The organism is Massilia aurea (assembly GCF_040790145.1).
In the GTDB taxonomy this organism is placed as follows: Bacteria; Pseudomonadota; Gammaproteobacteria; order Burkholderiales; family Burkholderiaceae_D; genus Telluria; species Telluria aurea_C.
On sequence record NZ_JBFMMP010000012.1, the window covers coordinates 145,525 to 164,647 of the forward strand.

Annotated in this window: 12 protein-coding genes and 1 tRNA gene; 5 read left to right on the top strand and 8 right to left on the bottom strand. The window is 65.0% G+C overall.

Going from position 1 to position 19,123, the window contains the following annotated elements; all coding sequences use genetic code 11:
• Positions 1-29: 29 nt before the first annotated feature.
• A complete protein-coding gene (locus tag AB2N08_RS16775; protein WP_367611970.1) occupies positions 30-1,688 on the bottom strand; it encodes a diguanylate cyclase domain-containing protein in 1,659 nt (552 codons plus the stop codon).
• Between the two features lie 332 nt (positions 1,689-2,020).
• Here AB2N08_RS16775 and AB2N08_RS16780 point away from each other — a divergent pair, with 332 nt between their 5' ends.
• Positions 2,021-3,466 (top strand): carboxylesterase/lipase family protein, encoded by a 1,446-nt coding sequence (locus AB2N08_RS16780; RefSeq protein WP_367611972.1) that lies wholly within the window; start codon positions 2,021-2,023, stop codon positions 3,464-3,466.
• Between the two features lie 27 nt (positions 3,467-3,493).
• Here AB2N08_RS16780 and AB2N08_RS16785 read toward each other — a convergent pair whose 3' ends face one another.
• The 7 genes from AB2N08_RS16785 to AB2N08_RS16815 all read right to left on the bottom strand — a co-directional run bounded on the left by AB2N08_RS16785 (position 3,494) and on the right by AB2N08_RS16815 (position 11,293).
• On the bottom strand, positions 3,494-5,137 hold the full coding sequence (locus AB2N08_RS16785) for a methyl-accepting chemotaxis protein (RefSeq protein WP_367611974.1): 1,644 nt from the start codon (positions 5,135-5,137) through the stop codon (positions 3,494-3,496).
• A 236-nt stretch (positions 5,138-5,373) separates the two neighbouring features.
• On the bottom strand, positions 5,374-5,661 hold the full coding sequence (locus AB2N08_RS16790; protein WP_367611976.1) for a nucleotidyl transferase AbiEii/AbiGii toxin family protein: 288 nt from the start codon (positions 5,659-5,661) through the stop codon (positions 5,374-5,376).
• Between the two features lie 85 nt (positions 5,662-5,746).
• Positions 5,747-5,836, bottom strand: a tRNA-Ser gene (locus AB2N08_RS16795).
• Between the two features lie 145 nt (positions 5,837-5,981).
• Positions 5,982-8,042, bottom strand: coding sequence for a putative bifunctional diguanylate cyclase/phosphodiesterase (locus AB2N08_RS16800; protein WP_367611978.1), 2,061 nt, complete (start codon positions 8,040-8,042; stop codon positions 5,982-5,984).
• The gene (locus tag AB2N08_RS16805) at positions 8,035-9,201 is read right to left on the bottom strand and encodes an EAL and HDOD domain-containing protein (RefSeq protein WP_367611980.1); all 1,167 of its coding nucleotides are present in this window, start codon (positions 9,199-9,201) and stop codon (positions 8,035-8,037) included. Before AB2N08_RS16805 ends, AB2N08_RS16800 begins: the two co-directional genes overlap by 8 nt.
• Positions 9,202-9,297: 96 nt before the next feature.
• Positions 9,298-9,918 (bottom strand): response regulator, encoded by a 621-nt coding sequence (locus tag AB2N08_RS16810; RefSeq protein ID WP_367612004.1) that lies wholly within the window; start codon positions 9,916-9,918, stop codon positions 9,298-9,300.
• A 16-nt stretch (positions 9,919-9,934) separates the two neighbouring features.
• Entirely contained in the window at positions 9,935-11,293 is a 1,359-nt protein-coding gene (locus AB2N08_RS16815; RefSeq protein ID WP_367611982.1) for a cache domain-containing protein, read from the bottom strand.
• Positions 11,294-11,496: 203 nt separating this feature from the next.
• On the opposite strand from AB2N08_RS16815, the gene AB2N08_RS16820 reads away from it, so the two are divergent.
• From AB2N08_RS16820 to AB2N08_RS16835, 4 genes are all read left to right on the top strand, one after another.
• The gene (locus tag AB2N08_RS16820; protein ID WP_367611984.1) at positions 11,497-13,563 is read left to right on the top strand and encodes a carbon starvation CstA family protein; all 2,067 of its coding nucleotides are present in this window, start codon (positions 11,497-11,499) and stop codon (positions 13,561-13,563) included.
• Complete coding sequence (locus AB2N08_RS16825; protein WP_183550582.1) at positions 13,563-13,757, top strand: YbdD/YjiX family protein; 195 nt, start codon at positions 13,563-13,565, stop codon at positions 13,755-13,757. The genes AB2N08_RS16820 and AB2N08_RS16825 overlap by 1 nt, the downstream gene beginning before the upstream one ends.
• A gap of 216 nt (positions 13,758-13,973) precedes the next feature.
• Positions 13,974-16,823, top strand: a complete 2,850-nt coding sequence (locus AB2N08_RS16830) for a response regulator (protein ID WP_367611986.1) — start codon at positions 13,974-13,976, stop codon at positions 16,821-16,823.
• A gap of 1 nt (position 16,824) precedes the next feature.
• Complete coding sequence (locus tag AB2N08_RS16835; protein ID WP_367611988.1) at positions 16,825-19,014, top strand: putative bifunctional diguanylate cyclase/phosphodiesterase; 2,190 nt, start codon at positions 16,825-16,827, stop codon at positions 19,012-19,014.
• Positions 19,015-19,123 lie beyond the last annotated feature (109 nt).

The window sequence follows — 19,123 nt, forward strand, 5'->3', positions numbered from 1 at the left end:
AACGTGAAGTGTGAAGGCCAGTATGAACCTCACAATGGCACGGCGGCCAGTGCCACCGCATTCTTGCCGCCGCGCTTGGCGGCGTACATGGCATGGTCGGCGCGCGCCAGCCAGGCATCGAGATCGGGCTTGTCGCCCGGCGCGAAGACCGCAACGCCAATACTGGCGCCCACGGTTGCCTCGGTTGTATTGAGCACATACGGTTCACGCAGGCGTTCGAGGAGCTTCCAGGCAGTATCTTCGGCATCGCTCGGCGCGGCCAGCATTTCCAGCACGACGACAAATTCGTCGCCCGCCAGGCGCGCCACCATATCGGTCATGCGGATCGCCCCGGCCAGGCGCGCGCCGAACTGGCGCAGCAGCTCGTCGCCCTCTTCATGGCCGTGGTTGTCGTTGACCGCCTTGAAGCCGTCCATGTCGATGAACAGCAGCGCTGCCGGGCGTCCGCCCCGGCTCGCGCGCCCCATTGCTTCGGGCAAGGTTTCGAGCAGCGCGCGCCGATTCGGCAAGCCCGTGAGCACATCGCGCAGCAGCAGCGCATGCAGCTCGGCCGTGCGCTGCGCGACCTTCGATTCCAGTTCTTCGTTCATCTGCTGCAAAGCGCGGCGGTAGTCTGCCTCGCTCGTGACCAGGTTGCGCATCGTGCGCGACAACATATTCGCTTCGTAGAATCCCTGGATGTGCGGGATCGGCGGCAACTCCCGGCCACTGGCTGTTGCTTCCGTGACGCGCTCGATGGCTTCGCCCAATTGCGCCATCGGCCGCGCCAGACGCTGCGCCAGCAGGGCGGCGACCACCGCCAGCACCACACCGAGCAAGGCACTCCACATCAGCATCCGGTGCTGCAGCAGCTTGGCGCTCTGCAATGCCTTGTCTTCGACCTGGCGCACCAGCACCGTCCAGCGCAGCGAGGCCTCGTTGCCGACCTGCCCCGTCTGGCTATAGCCGGTGAGATAGGTGCGGCCATCGGGCCATGCTTCGCGCAGGGCGCCGGTGTCGCCCAGCGTGGCGCGGCGCAGGCTCTCCGTCGCAATCTTTTTCTCGACCAGTTCTGGCGGGCCGAGCATGACCGTACCATCGGCGCGCACGACCAGAATCTCGGCGCCATATTCGCGCAGCGCCGGCGTCAGGAGCTTGCGCGCCTGGCGCCGCGCCCAATCCCAGCTCAGGTGCAGGCCAAGCACGGCAAACATTTCGCCATCCTGGCTGAACACGGGCGTGGAGACATCGACGAAGCGCCATGGATCGGTACCGTGAGGCATGAGCTTTTCGAGCAGCAGGGCAGGATGATAATCCGTGGCGCGCACGCCGACCTGCCCGGCCTTGAACCATGGCCGTGCGCTGACATCGGCGCCTTCGAGCTGCCCCTTGGTCGAGGCGGTTACCTTGCCACCGATATCGGCCAGGCCGATCCAGGCGTAATCCGGAAAGGTTTGCTGCAGGCTTTCCAGCGCGACCCGCGCGGCGGCAGGGCTGCGGGCCTGGCGCACTTGCGGCAAGGCAGCGAGCAGGCGGGCGTCTCCCGTGGCCTGCTCGACCACGCGGTTGAGCGAATCGCGCATCTGCCACGACAGCTGTTGGAGCCGCAACTGCGCTTCGGCATTGGCCTGACGCACAGCGAAATGGTTCACCACCGCCAGCAGCAGAGCGACCGTCAGCGCGACCGTGGCGCAAACCGCCAGCGTCATCAGGGTGGACAGCCGAAATCTACAGAGTAAGCCTTGCATGAGCGGTATTAGCAAACGGGTAATAGCCAATCATGATAACGCCGAAACCGACAGTAATTTTCGATCGCATCCGATGCGCTACGGAAATACTATTTCCAGTTAGCTATTTTGGACAGAATGCAACACTTTAACGGAGATTGCGGGACCTGACCACTCTGACAGGTTGACAACACGAAGAAAACGATAAATCCGGCAAGCCCTATCCGTTACCAGTGCAACGAGCGGGCTCGATAGACAAGCTCGATTATCATAGATGCAATTGCCGTCCAACCATCAGATTGAAAGGTGCATCGATGTCCCATCTCCCATTTCTACCTTTGCTCGCGGCATCCCTTGCCATTGTTGCGCCTGGCGCTGTCGCGGCTGGCGCACCCGTGGTGGCGATCGACAGTGGCAAGGTGGAAGGCAGGACGGACGCCGGCGTGACAAGCTGGAAAGGCATCCCGTTCGCCGCACCGCCGCTCGGCGACCTGCGCTGGCGCGCACCGGCACCGGCCAAGCCATGGACCGGCGTGCGTCAGGCCAGCGCCTACGCTGCCGATTGCATGCAACTGCCGTTCCCCAGCGACGCCGCGCCACTGGGCACGACGCCGGGCGAAGACTGCCTGTACCTGAACCTCTGGAAACCGGCCGACGCCAAGGGCAAACTGCCTGTGATCGTGTGGATCTATGGCGGCGGCTTCGTCAACGGCGGCGCGTCGCCACCAACATATTCCGGCGCCGAACTGGCGAAACAGGGCGCGCTCGTCGTCAGCTTCAATTACCGCATCGGGCGCTTTGGCTTCTTCGCCCACCCACAGCTCACGCGCGAGGCCGGCGGCACAGGGCCGGTCGGCAACTACGGCTTCATGGACCAGATCGCCGCGCTGGAATGGGTCAAGCGCAATGTGGCGGCATTTGGCGGCGATCCGTCGAATGTCACTATCGCTGGCGAGTCGGCGGGCGGGATGTCGGTCAATGCGCTATTGACCTCGCCCATGAGCGCCGGCTTGTTCGCCAAGGCCGTCGTGATGTCGGGCGGCGATGGCGGCACGGCGCCAACCCCGCTGGCGGCGGTCGAACAGATCGGCGTGAATTTTGCGGCCGGCAAAGGTATCGCGGCGGACGATCCGCAAGCGCTGGAAAAGCTGCGGGCGCTGCCAGCGGACAAAGTCGTCGATGGCTTGAACCTGGCGAACTTCAGGCAAAGCGGCACGCCGACGTATCACGGACCGTTTGTCGACGGCAAGCTGGCGATCGATTCAGGCGCCGCGTTTGCTGCCGGGCGCATGCACAGGGTGCCCGTGATGATCGGGGCAACCAGCGCAGACATCGGTGGCAAGACCGGGTTCATGGTGGCCGGTGCGCGCAGCCTGGCGGGAACGCTGGCCGATCACGGGGTGCCGGTGTATGCGTACCGATTCTCGTATGTGGCGCAGGCGAATGAAAAGCCGGGCGCTGGGGCCGATCACGCGACGGATATTCCGTTTTTCTTTGACACGGTGGCGGTCAAGTATGGGGCGCAGGCGACTGCCCGCGATCTGGCTGTGGGCAAGGCGATGAGTGCTTATCTGGTGAATTTCGCCAGGCGCGGGGATCCGAATGGGGCCGGGTTGCCGATGTGGTCGGCGTATGCGCGAGCGGCGGATCAGATCATGGACTTTGCCGGGAATGGGAAAGCGGTGATGGGCAAGGATGGCTGGGGTCGTGAGATCGATGCGGCGCGGAAGCTGCCCGCCATGCCTGGCGGGCAACCTTGAAACGCCCTTGGCGATTGTCGATCGGGATCAGGCCAGCTGCGCTTGGTAAGCAATGGCCTTTGCGCCACGCGATGTGGCGGTCCGTGCCGGCGCTGACACGACGGCGGGGGCAATCTTGAACACGCTGACGCGGTCGGCCAGGCCCGCAGCGCTGTCCTGCAGCGATGCTGCTGCGCTCGCGGCCTCTTCGACCAGCGCGGCATTTTGCTGCGTCGCCTGATCCATCTGGCTGATCGCCTGGTGAATCTGCTCAATGCCCGAGCTCTGCTCCGCGCTGGCGACACTGATCTCGCCCATGATGCCCGCCACACGGCGCACACTTTGTACGATCTCTTCCATGGTCGCGCCGGCCTGATCGACAAGACGCGTGCCAGCGTCCACTTTGCTGACCGAGTCGCCGATCAGCTCCTTGATTTCCTTGGCCGCACCGGCCGAGCGCTGCGCCAGATTACGCACCTCGGTCGCAACGACGGCAAAGCCCCTGCCCTGCTCACCGGCGCGCGCCGCCTCAACCGCGGCATTGAGCGCCAGGATATTCGTCTGGAACGCAATGCCGTCGATGACGCCGATAATGTCGACGATCTTGCGGGCCGATGCGTTGATTTCGCCCATCGTGCCGACGACTTCGGTCACCACTGTCCCACCACGGGTAGCAATCTGGGTAGCGGACGCTGCCAGTTCGTTTGCTTGACGCGCATTGTCCGCGTTCTGGCGCACCGTGCTAGTCAGTTCCTCGACGGATGCTGCTGTTTCCTCGATCGCGCTGGCCTGTTGTTCGGTGCGCGACGACAGATCCATATTGCCGGCAGCGATCTGGGTCGATGCCGCTGCGATCACTTCACTGCCGTTGCGAACGTCTTTCACGATCCCCGCCAGGCTTGACGTCATATCGCGCAGTGCAACGAGAAGCTGCCCGAATTCATTGGTCGATTCGACCGGCGCCTGGACACTGAGGTCGCCATCGGCAACACGCCGTGCGACGGCCACCGCCTGCATCAGCGGTCTGTTGATCGCGCGGACCAGGTACAGGCCAGCACCGATGCTGAGCAGGATTGCCACCACGATGGCGGCGATCACGACCGCGTTGAGCATGGCGAGCTCCTGGTGCAGTTCTTTGCCCTGGCGGACGTTACGCTCACTCATCAGGGTCTGCATTGCATTGAACGCCGCCGTCGACTTGTTGTAAGTCGGATTAATTTGCTTGCCGAGCATCTCATTGGCCTCATCCCACCGGCCCGCCTCGATGGCGCGCATGGCGTTGCCGACCAGATCGACGGCCAGGTTGTCGCTGGCATCCATCCACGCATCGAAACGTTCGCGCGTTTCGGCAAACCGCAGGCTCGCCTGCAAGGTCTGATGCTCCTTGCGCAGCTCTTCGCTGTTCTTGGCAATGAACTCGGTGTGGAACGACAGCGGGTGATTATGCAGCGCCGCATGCTTGTTCTCAGGATTATGCTGCAAGGCCTGCAGGATATGGCTGCGGTTGGTTTCCATGCGCATTTTCAGGTCAGACATGCCGATCTGCTGGTTGGCGGTGTTGAGCGCAAGGTTTTCCAGAAGATCGACCGAGCGTTGGGTGGCGCGGTAACCGAGGGCACCAACGGTGATGATGGACAGGATGAGCAAGCCTATGACGCCCGCTATCAAGTACTTGATGCTGAAGTTTTTCATGTTGTGTGAGCATTTGGGCGCGATCGATGTCGCGAAGGGAACGGATTATCCGCCTAGTTCGCGAAAGATACTCAATACAAACATTGCTTTACGTCTAGTAATATTTACAGTTGTCTTTCACACATTGGGTGCGTCGAAAGAGGTGCGTGATCGACATGGACACTAACCCCGCGCTATTGGGCAGCTCGTGAAGATGCTATGGCGTCTTAGCAAAAAGCCCGGGGCAAAAGCCGGGGTCAGGTGAGAGGGTGCGGGGCCATGCGCTTGCTTGTCGAGAGGGAGGCTTGCCACTGTTGCTGCCTGATTGGCGTCGCTGCGAACGCATCAGAAAGTCCAAGGGACGCAGCCTTCGCAACGTCAGTTTTTCGGCGGGCGAACGTGGCGTGGATTGCCTGAGGGAGAAACGCCTCGCCGATCTCAGCATAAGTCGCAAGGAACCACAGGTCGAAGTACTCCTGCAAGCGTGTGTTCGCCATACCCAGGCTGACGATCGCTTGATACTTCTCAGCGATCACGATACACACAGATCAGAGTTAATTCCCTGCAATCTTCCATTGCTTGAGGAGACGAAAAAAAGCCCCAACTCGTGGGGCTATTCTTCAGTATGCTTGGCGGAAGCGGTGAGATTCGAACTCACGAACGGCTCACACCGTCGGCAGTTTTCAAGACTGCTGCCTTCAACCACTCGGCCACGCTTCCTGATGTAGCGGCATTATACATAAATCATCGGCAGCAGGGCGAGTTCTGACGGCCGGGCAATGCGAGCGTACTTGGGTTCCAGCCTCCGCTGGAACGACGTGCGGAGGTTGCGCGCCACGGGCGCTCAACGCATGCGCGCCCACCCTCACCCCACCAACAACCAATTCTCCCTCAACGCCTTCTCGAACTCATACGCCGGCAACGGCGCCGCATACAAATACCCCTGCACCTCATCGCACCCGGCCTCGCGCAAAAACGCGAGCTGATCCAGCGTCTCCACCCCTTCCGCAATCACCCGCAAACACAACTGCCGCGCCATGCTGACGATCGTCCCCGCAATCGCGCAGTCGCTGGCATCGGAAGGAATTCCCATCGTGAACGACCGGTCGATCTTGAGCGTATGAATCGGGAACCGCTTCAGATACGACAAGCTCGAAAACCCCGTCCCGAAATCGTCGAGCGACAGCGACACCCCCAGCGCCGTGATCCGGTCCATGATCGCCGTCACCCGGTCCACGTCATGCATCAGGGTGCTCTCGGTGATCTCCAGCTCCAGCCACGACGGGTCGAGCCCGTAGCGTCGCAGCGTGTCGGCCACCCGCTCGGGCAGCGATGGCGTGAACTCGCGCGCCGACACGTTCACTGCGACCCGGAAAGGCGCAATGCCCGAGCGCTGCCAGATCGACGCCTGCGCGCACGCCTCTTCCAGCACCCACTCGCCGACCTGCACGATCAGGCCCGTGGTCTCGGCCAGCGGAATGAATTCGCTTGGTGGCACGATGCCCCGCACCGGATGCATCCAGCGCACCAGCGCCTCCGCGCCAACCAGTCGCCCGCTTGCGATCTCGAACTTCGGCTGGTAGTACAGCGTCAGCTCACCGTTGCCCAGCGCGTGGCGCAGGCCGGATTCGATGCGCATGCGCTCCTGCATGCCCTTGTTCATGTCCTGGCTGTAGAACGCGACGCTGCGGTCCGGGTTGGCGTCGTCGCCCTTGGCGCGCTCCATCGCGATGTCGGCCAGCGCCAGCAGCGTCTCGGCGTCGTTGCCGTCTTGCGGATAGACGCTGATGCCGATGCTGGCGCCCACGCGCAGGTCATGCCCGCCAATCATGAAGGGCGCGTCGAGCGCGGCCTGCAACTTTTGCGCCACCGTGGTGGCCTCGAAATGCTGGCGCACGTCGGCGAGGCCCACCGCGTATTCGTCGCCCGACAGGCGCGCCACCAGGTCTTCGTCGCGCAGCGTGGCCTTGAAGCGCTGGCCCACCTGCTGCAGCAGCTCGTCGCCGATGCGCCGGCCCAGCGTGTCGTTGATGCGCTTGAAGCGATTCAGGTCGATGAACAGGATGCAGCCGGCCGTCTCGTTGCGCTGCGCGACCATCAGGGCCTGGTCGACCAGGCGCGCGAACAGCGTGCGGTTCGGCAGGCCGGTCAGCTCGTCGTAATAGGCCAGGTGGTGCAGCTGTTCCTCGGCCTGTTTGCGCTCGGTGATGTCGGTCAGGTAGGCGATCAAGCCGCTCGGGCGTTCGGCCAGGTCGCGCAGGGGCGACAGCGACAGGCTGGCCCAGAATACTTCGCCCGACTTCTTGCGGCGCTTGACTTCCATCATGCGCCCGCCGTGCTCGGCGAACTGGTCGGGCAGCACGGCGCCGGCCTCGTCGCCCAGGTCTTCGTCGGCGTACAAGAACAGGATGTTGCGGCCCACCGCTTCGAGCGACGTGTAGCCGAAGAGCTGTTCGGCGCCGCGGTTCCAGCTGGTGATGTAGCCCATCTGGTCCATCGTCAGCACCGATTCGTGGATCTGGTCGAGGATCTGCGACTGGTGCGCCAGTTGCGCTTCCATCTGCGCATAGGCGTGGGTCGAGCGCTGCGCCAGCGAATGCATCTGCATCAGGCTCGCCGTCAGGTGCGCGAGCGCGGCCAGCGTGTGCGCGCTGGCGTCGGCTTGTTCGCCGCCGCTCACTTCGTACCAGCCGAATTGTTCGATGCCCACGGCCACCGCATGGCGCTGCACGCGCGCGCCTGGCAGGCCAGGATCGACGAGGCCCGGGCCGGGGACGAAGCGCCCGTGGCGGCTGGCGGTCAGTCCACGCGCCAGCCGACCCAGCTCCTGGACCAGGGCGTCGCCGCGCAGGCGCAGGATGGCGTCGCACACGGCGCTCGTGCCGGTGACAAAGTCGGTCGGGACCAGTTCGCGCACGTCAGACATTGCGGCCTACCTGGATCGCCCAGTGGTAGGCGTGCAGCTGGCTGCGCCACCAGTGCTCGAGGCTCACGCCGGCGCCGGACAGCGCCGCTTCGGTGGGACTGGCGTCGATCAAGTGCAGCCAGGCGCCCAGCTGGCCGCTGCGGTGGACGAGCGCGGCGGCGACGTCGTCGGGCAGGTACAGGTCGGCCGCGATGTCGGCCATCGGCATGTGCAGCAGCCGGTCGAGCAGCGAAAACACGCCGGCCATGAAGGCCAGGTCTTGCGCATCGCGGTCGTCACCCTGCAGGCGCGCGAGCGCTTCGAGCTGCGCGGCGCGGCGCGCGGCCAGCGGCAGCAGCAGGTTCGGCAAGCCGTCCGGCGTCTGGCGCGCGTACAGCAGCAGTTGCAGCCAGCGCTGCAGCTGGCGCCGGCCGAGCACCGTGATCGCCTGGCTGAAGCTGGTCACTTGCGTGCTGACGGTGAACGCGGCCGAGTTGACCAGCTTGAGCAACTGGTACGCCAGCGCCGGATCCTGCTTGATCTGCGCTTCGAGCTCGCGCGAATCGGCGTCGCGCGCCAGCAAACCCAGCAGCGTGAGGATGCGGCGGCGCGAAGTGCCGTCGTCGTCCGGCGATGGCGCGACATCCGGATCGTATGCGTAGTCGCCGATGAACCAGTCGAAGCCCGCATTCTCGCAACCGAAGAAGCAGCGCGCACTGTCGACGCCATGGGCGATGTGCGGCGCGAACAGGGCCACCAGGCGGCCTGGCGGCAATGGCGCCACGCGGCAGTCGCGCGCGACCGAGCGCAGCGCGGGCGGGGGGGTGGCGCCATCGGGGATGTCGCCATCGAGCCAGATGCGGTAGCCGCAGGCGTGCAATTCGGCCAGCTTGCGCGCCACGCCATCGACCGCCAGCGCGTTCGCGTCGATCATCAGGCCGACGCGACTGGCCGGCAGCAGCGCCAGCACCGGCGGGGTCAGGGCGGCCGGACTGTCCAGCGTCAGCAGGCAGTCGAGCGGCGTGAACGCGGTCAACAGGTCGGGCGTGCCGAACACCGCTTGCAGGCGCTGCGGCAAGTCTGGGCCTGGCGCGAGACAGAGCCTGAGCGCTACCCATTCATTTTGCGCATTGGCAACCGGTTCGATTGCAACCAGCGGACAAGTTTCCTGCTCTGCCATGGAAAGTTTCTAAGCTAAGTAGTATTCAGGCAATCTTATTGCACCGGATACTATAAAGCAAATCGATGTTTCCCAGTGGACAGCAACTTGCGACCGTCAGTTGCTGCCGGCGCGCTGCACCGCGAACCGGATCAGCTCGGCCTGGCCTTCGATGCCCAGCTTGCGCTTGATGTTCAGGCGGTGCGTTTCGACCGTGCGCACCGACAGGTCGAGGTCGCGGGCGATCTGCTTGTTCGACTGGCCGGCGGCGATATGCCCCAGTACTTCGTGCTCGCGCGCGGTGAGCTGGTCGCTCGGCACGGCCGGATTGGCGAGCTGGCGCGCCAGCGCGGCGCTGTAATAGATGCCGCCGCCCATGACGGTTTCGATGGCCAGAACAATGTCTTTGCCCGGCGCGTCCTTGAGCACGTAACCACGGGCGCCGGCGCCCATCGCCTGGCTCACGTATTCGGGTTTGTCGTGCATTGACAACATCAATACAGCGATGCCGGGGAAACGCGCGGTGAGCTGGAAGGTGGCTTCGATGCCGCTCCCGCCGCGCATGTTCACGTCCATCAGCACCAGGTCGGGGTGGAATTCACCGGCGCGTTCAAGGGCTTCAACGCTCGAACCGGCTTCGGCCACCACGTTCAGGTGCGGCGACGACTCGAGCCGCGCGCGCAGGCCGTCGCGCACCAGCGGGTGGTCGTCCACCAGCAAAATCTTCACTTCTTTCATCTCACCGTTCACTGCCCTACTCCTTCAAATCGATGCTGGCCACCACGCTGGTGCCGCTGGACGTCGAGCTGATCGACAGGCGTCCGCCGATCGCTTCCATCCGCTCCATCATATTCCTCAAGCCGATGCCGCGCTTGGGGTGCACGGCCACGTCGTCGGTGTCGAAGCCCACGCCGTCGTCGGCGATGCACAAGCTGACCCGCTTGGCCACGCGCTCGAGCGAGAGCTCGATGGTGCGCGCCTGGGCGTGGCGTTCGACGTTGGTCAGCGCCTCTTGCGCGATGCGAAACAGCACCGTGCCGACCATGTCGGGCAGCGCGTCGACAGCGCCGGCGACGCGAAAGCGTACCGGCGTGCCGGCGTCTTCGCCGAATTCGCGCGCCAGGTATTCCAGCGCCGGGGCCAGGCCCATGTCGTCGAGCAGCGTCGGGCGCAGGTCGTGCGAGATGCGCCGCACTTCGCCCAGCACCGTGTTGACTTGCTCGACCGTGCGCTCGAGGCCCGCGCGCGCCTTTTCGCGCCGGGTGGCGTCGCCATCGAGCCGGATGATGCCGGCTTCGAGCTGCAGTTTCACCGACACCAGCGCCTGGCTGATCCCGTCGTGCAGGTCGCGCGACAGGCGCGCCCGTTCTTCTTCCTGCGACTCCACCACGCGCTGGGCCAGCGCGCGCAGCTTGGCGTCGGCCAGGCGCCCTTCGCTGATGTTCAGCGCCAGACCGCCGCCGGCCACGCCCACCGCGGCCAGCGTGGCCAGCACCGCCATCCACAAGAGCGTCTGGTCGCTGTTGCGCGACTGCTGGGCCTCGACCAGCGCCAGCGCGGCCTCGACGTCGTCGAGGTAGATGCCGGTGCCCATCACCCAGCCCCAGTGCGCGACCGGGACCACATAGCCCAGCTTGGGCGCGGCGGCGTTGCTCGACGGTTTGGCCCAGGTGTAGCGCAAAAAGCCCCCGCCGCCGGTGGCCAGCCCGATCAGGCGCTGGATGGTCAGCGCGCCGGTCGAGTCGCGCCAGTTCCACATGTCGGTGCCGACCAGTTCCGGCTGGCGTGGATGCATCAGGTTCTTGCCGCGCGTGTCGTACACGAAAAAGTAGCCGTCGTCGCCGTAGCTCAGTGACGACAGGATGCGGATCGCCTCGGCCTGCGTGGCCGGATCGCTGCGGCCCGTTTGGGTCAGGTGCGCGATCGAGCGCGTGGCCAGTTCGACATAGTGGCGCAGCTCGGCCTCTTTGCTGGCCAGGTAGGCGCTGCCGATCGTGTCGCGCTGCTGCTGCGCCAGCGTGACTGCCTGCTGGCGCACGTAGAGCGTGATCGCGCACAGGGCCACGACCAGGGGCGCGACCGCCAGCATGATGACTTTTTGCTTGAGCCGCATGGGCCGACTACCTTGTCGTGGGAGGAAGCCATGCATTCTACGTCCGTTGGCGCTCCCTCTGCTACGTAGTCGTACGTAGCGCCTAGGTAATTGTTACGCTTGCAGTCCTGACAATTGTGCAAGATACTCAAGCGCGTGCTGTAAAAAATTGCGCCGGCATGTACTGGCGTACGAAGCATCAATCCATATCGGAGGAGTCACCCATGAAGAAAATGACGAGCATGCTCGGATGGATCGCCTTGTCCATCCTGGGCGCGTTTTCGCTCGGCTACATCGCGCTCAAGCGCGGTGAAACCATCAACGCCATCTGGATCGTCGCGGCCGCCGGCTGCGTGTACCTGATCGCGTACCGCTTTTACTCGAAGTTCATCGCCAACAAGGTGCTCGGGCTCGATGCCACGCGCCAGACACCGGCGCACAAATTCAACGACGGGCTCGACTACGTCCCGACCAACAAGAACGTCCTGTTCGGTCACCATTTCGCGGCGATTGCCGGCGCTGGCCCGCTGGTGGGCCCCGTGCTTGCCGCGCAGATGGGCTACCTGCCCGGCATGATGTGGATCCTGGCGGGCGTGGTATTTGCCGGCGCGGTGCAGGATTTCATCGTGCTGTTCATGTCCACGCGCCGCGACGGGCGCTCGCTGGGTGACCTGATCAAATCCGAAATGGGCGAGATCCCCGGCATGATCGCGCTGCTCGGCACCTTCATGATCATGGTCATCATCCTGGCGGTGCTGGCGCTGATCGTCGTGAAGGCCCTCACAGGCTCGCCGTGGGGCACCTTCACCGTGATGGCCACGATCCCGATCGCGCTGTTCATGGGCATCTACTCGCGCTTTATCCGGGTGGGTCGCATCGGCGAAATTTCGGCCATTGGTTTCGTGCTGCTGATGCTGGCCATCGTCGGCGGCCAGTGGGTGCACGATTCGCCAGTCTGGGGTCCGATGTTCACCTTCACCGGCACCGAACTGACCTGGATGCTGATCGGCTACGGCTTTGTCGCCGCCGTGATCCCGGTGTGGCTGCTGCTGGCGCCGCGCGACTACCTGTCGACGTTCCTCAAGATCGGCACCATCCTGGCCCTGGCGATCGGCATCATCGTCGTCGCACCGGACCTGCGCATGCCGGCCGTGACCAAATTCGTCGATGGCTCCGGCCCGGTCTGGTCGGGCGGCATCTTCCCGTTCCTGTTCATCACCATCGCCTGCGGCGCGGTCTCTGGCTTCCACGCCCTGATCGCCTCGGGCACCACGCCGAAAATGCTCGAGAATGAAACGCAGGCGCGCTTCATCGGCTACGGCGGCATGCTGATGGAAAGTTTTGTCGCCATCATGGCGCTGATCGCCGCGTCGACCATCGACCCGGGCGTGTATTTCGCCATGAACAGCCCGGCTGCCCTGCTGGGCACCACGGCGCAATCGGCGGCCGCTGCCGTCTCGCAGATGGGCTTCGTGATCACGCCGGAAGCGCTGGAGCAGATGGCCCGCGACGTTGGCGAGCACACGATCATCTCGCGCGCTGGCGGTGCACCGACGCTGGCGGTGGGCATGGCCCACATCCTGTCGAACGTGGTCGGCGGGCAGACCATGATGGCTTTCTGGTACCACTTCGCCATTCTGTTCGAGGCGCTGTTCATCCTGACCGCCGTCGATGCAGGCACCCGTGCCGGCCGCTTCATGCTGCAAGATCTGCTGGGCGCGTTCGCACCGTCGCTCAAGCGTACCGATTCGCTACCGGCCAACCTGCTGGCCACGGGCCTGTGCGTGGCGGCCTGGGGTTATTTCTTGTACCAGGGCGTGGTCGATCCGCTGGGCGGCATCAACACCCTGTGGCCGCTGTTCGGCATCGCCAACCAGATGCTGGCCGGTATTGCCCTGATGCTCGGCACCTGCGTGCTGTTCAAGATGAAGCGCGGCCAGTACGCATGGGTCACCGCCGTGCCGACCCTGTGGCTGCTGGCGTGCACGCTGACCGCCGGCTACCAGAAGATCTTCCATGACGACCCGCGCATCGGTTTCGTGGCGCACGCCAACAAGTACCAGGCGGCCCACGACGCCGGCACGATCCTGGCGCCGGCCAAGTCGATCCTCGACATGGAGCGGATCATCTTCAACGACTACGTCAACGCCAGCCTGGCCGGCTTCTTCATCTTCGTCGTGCTCGCCGTGCTGTTCTACGGCCTGCGCACGGTGATGGATGCGCGCAAGGCGAATGGCGCGACCGCGAAAGAGTCGCCGTACGTCGCCATGCCGGCGCCGCAGGTGGTCTGATGTTCGGCACCCTGAAGCAGGCCGGCAGTTACCTCGGGCAGAGTCTGCGCCTGATGGTCGGCCTGCCCGAGTACGACACCTACCTGGCGCATATGGAGCGTACGCATCCGGATGAGCCGGCGATGACGTACGAGGAATTCTTCCGTGAGCGCCAGGAGGCGCGCTACGGGGGAAGTCGGGCTTCGTGTTGTTGAGCTTGCGCCTGCTGTAATAGCAACAAGGGACGCTGCGGCGTCCCTTTTTTCATTCTGGGCGCAATTGCAACACGCAATTGATACGCCTGCCATATTTGCGTTGACGCAAAGCCGTGCGCTCCCCTACCCCGTATATTTTTTTCCTGCGGGCTCTTGCCCGCGCGGAGGATCCGCGTCGTGCCGGTCCTTTCCGCTGTGCCCACCGCGGGAATTGCGATGCCGAACTTCGAGCGCTCGAGCCTGAACCGCAAGCTGACCATCATCTCGCTGCTCTCGACGGCGACGGCATTGCTGTTCGTGTTCGCCGCGTTTGCCGTCACCTCCATCCACAATCACCGCGAAGACGAAGCCGTGCAACTGGCGGCGTTTGCGCGCGTGATCGGCGCGGCCTGCGCCGGCGACCTGATGCTGGTCGACCGCAAGCAGGCCGGCGCCACCTTGTCGGCGCTCGAAGCGCAGCGCAGCATCTCGGCAGCGGCCCTGTACAACCGCTTCGGCCAGCCCATCGCCGCCTACCGCACCGCGGCGCGCCAGGATGCCGTTCTCGCGCCGCTCGATGACCTCGATGCCGCCACGCTCGATGCGGTCAATCGCGACGGGCGCGCACTGCTGGCGCGCCATATGCGCGTGGTGCAGGAAGTGCACCACGGCGACCTGGTGGTGGGCGCGGTGATGATCGAAGCCGACCTGCTGCCGATGTGGCTCGATATCGCCGCCAGCCTGGGCGTGATCGGGCTGGCGATGGGCGCCTCGATGCTCGTCTCGCTCGTGCTGGCCGGGCGTCTGAAACACAGCATCGCCGAGCCGATCACCAAGTTGATCCAGGCCGCGCAAAAGGTCTCGGCCAGCCAGAATTACGGCCTGCGCGTGCCGCATGCGCGCACCGATGAACTGGGTGTGCTGATCGACAGCTTCAACAGCATGCTGGCCCAGATCGAAGAGCGCGGCGCGGCCCTGCTGCACCACCGCGACGAGCTCGAACGCCAGGTGGGCGTGCGCACCGGGCAGCTCGAGAAAGCCAAGAACGCGGCCGAAGCGGCCAGCCGCGCCAAGAGCGGCTTTCTGGCCACGATGAGCCACGAGATCCGCACCCCCATGAACGGCGTGCTGGGCATGACCGACATGCTGCTGGCCACACCGCTCACCGACACCCAGCGCAACTACACGCAACTGGTGAAGCGCTCGGGCGAACACCTGTTGGTGATCATCAACGACATCCTCGATTTCTCGAAGATCGAAGCCGGCAAGCTCACCATCGAGTACATCAACTTCAACCTGTGGGACCTGCTGGATGACATCCACAACGTGTACACGCCGCAGGCCGCCGCCAAGGGCCTGGGCTGCGAGTTCGACATCGCCAACGACATCCCGGTGGCGATCTGCGGCGACCCGAACCGGCTGCGCCAGATCCTGGCCAACCTGCTGGGCAACGCGCTCAAGTTCACCGATCACGGGCGTATCCTGGCGCGCGTGCGCGTGGCCGGCGAAGAGGCGCAGAAGGTCGTGCTGCGCTTCGAGGTGCACGACACCGGCATCGGCATCTCGCGCGAAGCGCGCGCGCGGCTGTTCAACGCGTTCTCACAGGCGGACGACTCCACCACGCGCAAGTACGGCGGCACCGGCCTGGGGCTGGCGATCTCGAAGCAGCTGGTTGAATTGATGAACGGCGCCATTGGCGTGGACAACGCACCGCAGCGCGGCTCGGTCTTCTGGTTCACGGTCAGCTTCGACAAGCACCGGGTCGACCCGGATGCGCCGGGCCACCACCTCAATACGCTGGGTGGCTTGCGCGTGCTGGTCGTCGACGAGCAGGAAGCCAGCCGCAACGATCTGGTGCAGCAGATGACGGCGTGGCACGCGATCTGCGACGGCGTTGATGGCGCGCTCGCATTCGAACGGCTGATCAACGCGGCGCGCGCCGGGCAGCCCTACGATGCAGCGGTGCTGGACATGGAACTGCTGCAGACCAGCGGCCTGGCGCTGGCCGCCGCCGTGCGCGCCGAACCGCTGGCGCGCGACACGCACCTGGTGCTGCTCAGCCCCGAGCGACTGGCCGCCGATCCGGTGCAGCGGCGCAAAGCGGGCGTGGCCTATCAGCTGGTCAAGCCGGCGCGCGCGGCCGATTTGTATGCGTGCCTCGCGGTGCGCGCAGCGCGGCTGCTGCGGCCGGCCGCGCAGGCAGGTACGGCAGGTGTCCAGCCGGGGCGCGCCAAACCGGGTTCGGACAAGCGCGCGCGGCGCGTGCTGCTGGCCGAGGACAACCCGGTCAACGTCGAAGTGGCGCGCGCGATGCTCGAAAGCCTGGGGCTGGAGACCGGCTGCGCGAAAAATGGCCAGGAAGCGCTGCGCGCCGTGCACGAAGGCAGTTGGGATGCGGTGCTGATGGATTGCCAGATGCCGGTGATGGACGGCTTTGCCGCCACCGGCGAGATCCGGCGCCACGAGCGCGAGATGGGCCGCCCGCGCGCGCTGCCCGTGATTGCCATCACCGCCAACGCGCTGCAGGGAGACCGTGAGGCCTGCCTGGCGGCGGGCATGGACGACTACCTGTCCAAGCCGTTCACCCAGCAGCAGCTGGCCGCGGTCATCGGGCGCTGGATCTCGCTGCCGCTGCTGTCCGAGCGCGAGCATGGCGACGAGCCGGCGGTCGAGGTCGCGCCAGCGATGCCGCTGCCAGCGCCGCCAACTTCCCCACGCGCGGGCCCGGGCTCCGCCCACATCAACCGCGCGGCGCTGGACAATATCCGCGCCCTGAGCCGCGACGACGGCGATGCGCTCGTGCACAAGGTGATCGCCGCCTATGTCGGCGACACGCCGCGTCAGTTGCACGCGCTGCGCCAGGCGCTGGGCGAAGGCGACGCCGAGAGCGTGCGGCGCGTGGCCCACGGCCTGAAATCGGCCAGCGCCAATGTCGGCGCCGCGCACCTCTCGAGCCTGTGCCGCGAACTCGAACAATTGGGACGCAACGGCAATGTGGACAGCGGCGGCCCGCTGCTGTCCGACCTGGAACGCGAGTTCCGCTCAGTAAGACAATCGCTTCACGCATCGCTTGAAAAGGAATCCTGACATGCCCTCCGCTCCTACCCAGCGCGTGACGGTCCTGGTCGCCGACGACGATCCCGTGATGCGCCTGTTGATGCTCGAGATGCTGGCGCAGGTTGGCCTGGACGCGATCGAGGCCGGCGACGGCGTCGATGCACTGTACCAGGCGAGCACGCGCCGGCCGGACCTGATTTTGATGGACGTCGACATGCCGCGCATGGACGGTTTCGATGCCTGCAGCGCGATCCGCGCCGCCGAAAGCGACGGCGCATGCGTGCCCATCATCATGGTCACCGGCAGCGACGACATCGACGCCGTCACCCACGCCTACGAGGTGGGCGCGACCGATTTCGTGTCCAAGCCGATCAACTGGCCGATCCTCGGGCACCGCGTGCTGTACGTGCTGCGCGCCAGCGACGCCATCGCCCGCCTGCGCATCGCCGACGCCCAGAACCGCGCCGTACTCGAAGCGATTCCCGACACCTTCTTTCGCCTGAACGCCGACGGTTTCTATCTCGATTACGAGCCTGGACACGCGCGTGCGGGCCAGGAACGCGCCGGCCATGGCTGCCCGACCCGCCCAGCACGCGCGACCACACCCGATGGCGACGGCACCCGCTTCATCGGCAAGCACGTGGCCGACACGCTGCCGGCAGAGATCGCGGGGCGCATGCTCGACCAGATGAAAACGGTGCTGGCCACCCACCAGGTGCGCTCGGTGGAATATGCGCTGGTCGAGTGCGGCGTGGTGCAGCATTTCGAGGCGCGCCTGGTGGCCACCAGCCCGTCCGAGGTTCTGGGCCTGGTGCGCGACATCAGCGAGCGCAAACGCGCCGAAGAACAAATCCGGCGCCTGGCCTACTGCGACGGCCTGACCGGCATCCCGAACCGCCAGGCGCTTCTGGAAACGCTCGAACGCGAGCTGCAGCGCTCGAAGATGGGCAACAAGAAGTTCGCGGTGCTGTTCATGGACCTCGACGCGTTCAAGCGCATCAACGACACGCTCGGCCACAACGCCGGCGACCAATTGCTCAAGATGGTGTCCGAGCGCCTGCGCGACACCACGCGCCCGAGCGACCTGGTCTCGCGTGGTGACAGCGGCGAAGCCACCGTGGACAGCGCCAGCAACCTGGCGCGCCTGGGCGGCGACGAATTCACGATCCTGATCCCCGACCTTGAACGCGTCGAGCACGCGCTCAATGTCGCGCACCGGGTAAAAGAGGCGATGCGGCGCTCGTTCATCATCGAGGGCAACGAGATCTTCGTCACGGCCAGCATCGGCATCTCGCTGTTCCCGGAAGACGGCGACGATTGCGGCTCGCTCCTCAAGTTTGCCGACACCGCGATGTACCACGCCAAGAACTGCGGCAAGAACAACGCCAAGCTATACAGCTCGTCGCTGACGATGCAGATCATGAGCCACGTGAAGCTCGAGGTGGGCCTGCGCCGCGCGCTGCAGAACGACGAGCTGTATCTGGTGTACCAGCCGCAGCGCGACGTGGCCAGCGCCGAAATCGTCGGCGTCGAAGCGCTGGTGCGCTGGCGCCATCCCGAACGCGGCCTGATTTCGCCGACCGAATTCATTCCGCTGGCCGAAGAGACGGGCCTGATCGTGCCGATCGGCGAATGGGTGCTGCGCACCGCCTGCCGCCAGGCGCGCGCCTGGCAACGCCTGACACATCGCACGCTGCGCATTGCCGTGAATCTGTCGGCCAAGCAGTTCAAGGACGAGAACCTGTCGCAGATGGTGCTCTCGGCGCTGCTCGATACGGGGCTCGAGCCGCGCCTGCTCGAACTGGAACTCACCGAAGGCACGCTGATGGACGACGCGCGCGCCACGATGGTCACGCTCGAGCGCCTGCGCAGCATCGGCGTGCACCTGTCGATCGACGACTTCGGCACCGGGTACTCGTCGATGAATTACCTCAAGCGCTTCGACGTGCGGGCATTGAAGATCGACCGCAGCTTCATCTCGGGACTGCCGCAGGATTCGGAAAACGCGGCCATCACGCGCGCGATCATCGCGATGGCGCATGGGCTGAAGATGGTGGTGGTGGCCGAAGGGGTCGAGACCGGCGAGCAGCTCCTTCTGCTGGAAGAGTATGGCTGCGATATGGTGCAGGGCTACTTTCTGGGCCACCCGTCGAATGCCGACACGATCACCGAGATGCTGCAGGTGGTACAGGTAGTGCAGCTGGCGCTGCCGGCGAAGTGAGTCGCAACCAGCACGTCGTTCCAGCGGAGGCTCACTGCTGTCCGGAATAATTTGCTTGACTTAGGAAGTAGGGGTTGCAGGCATTGGTTTACGAGGGTTAACCTCGGTT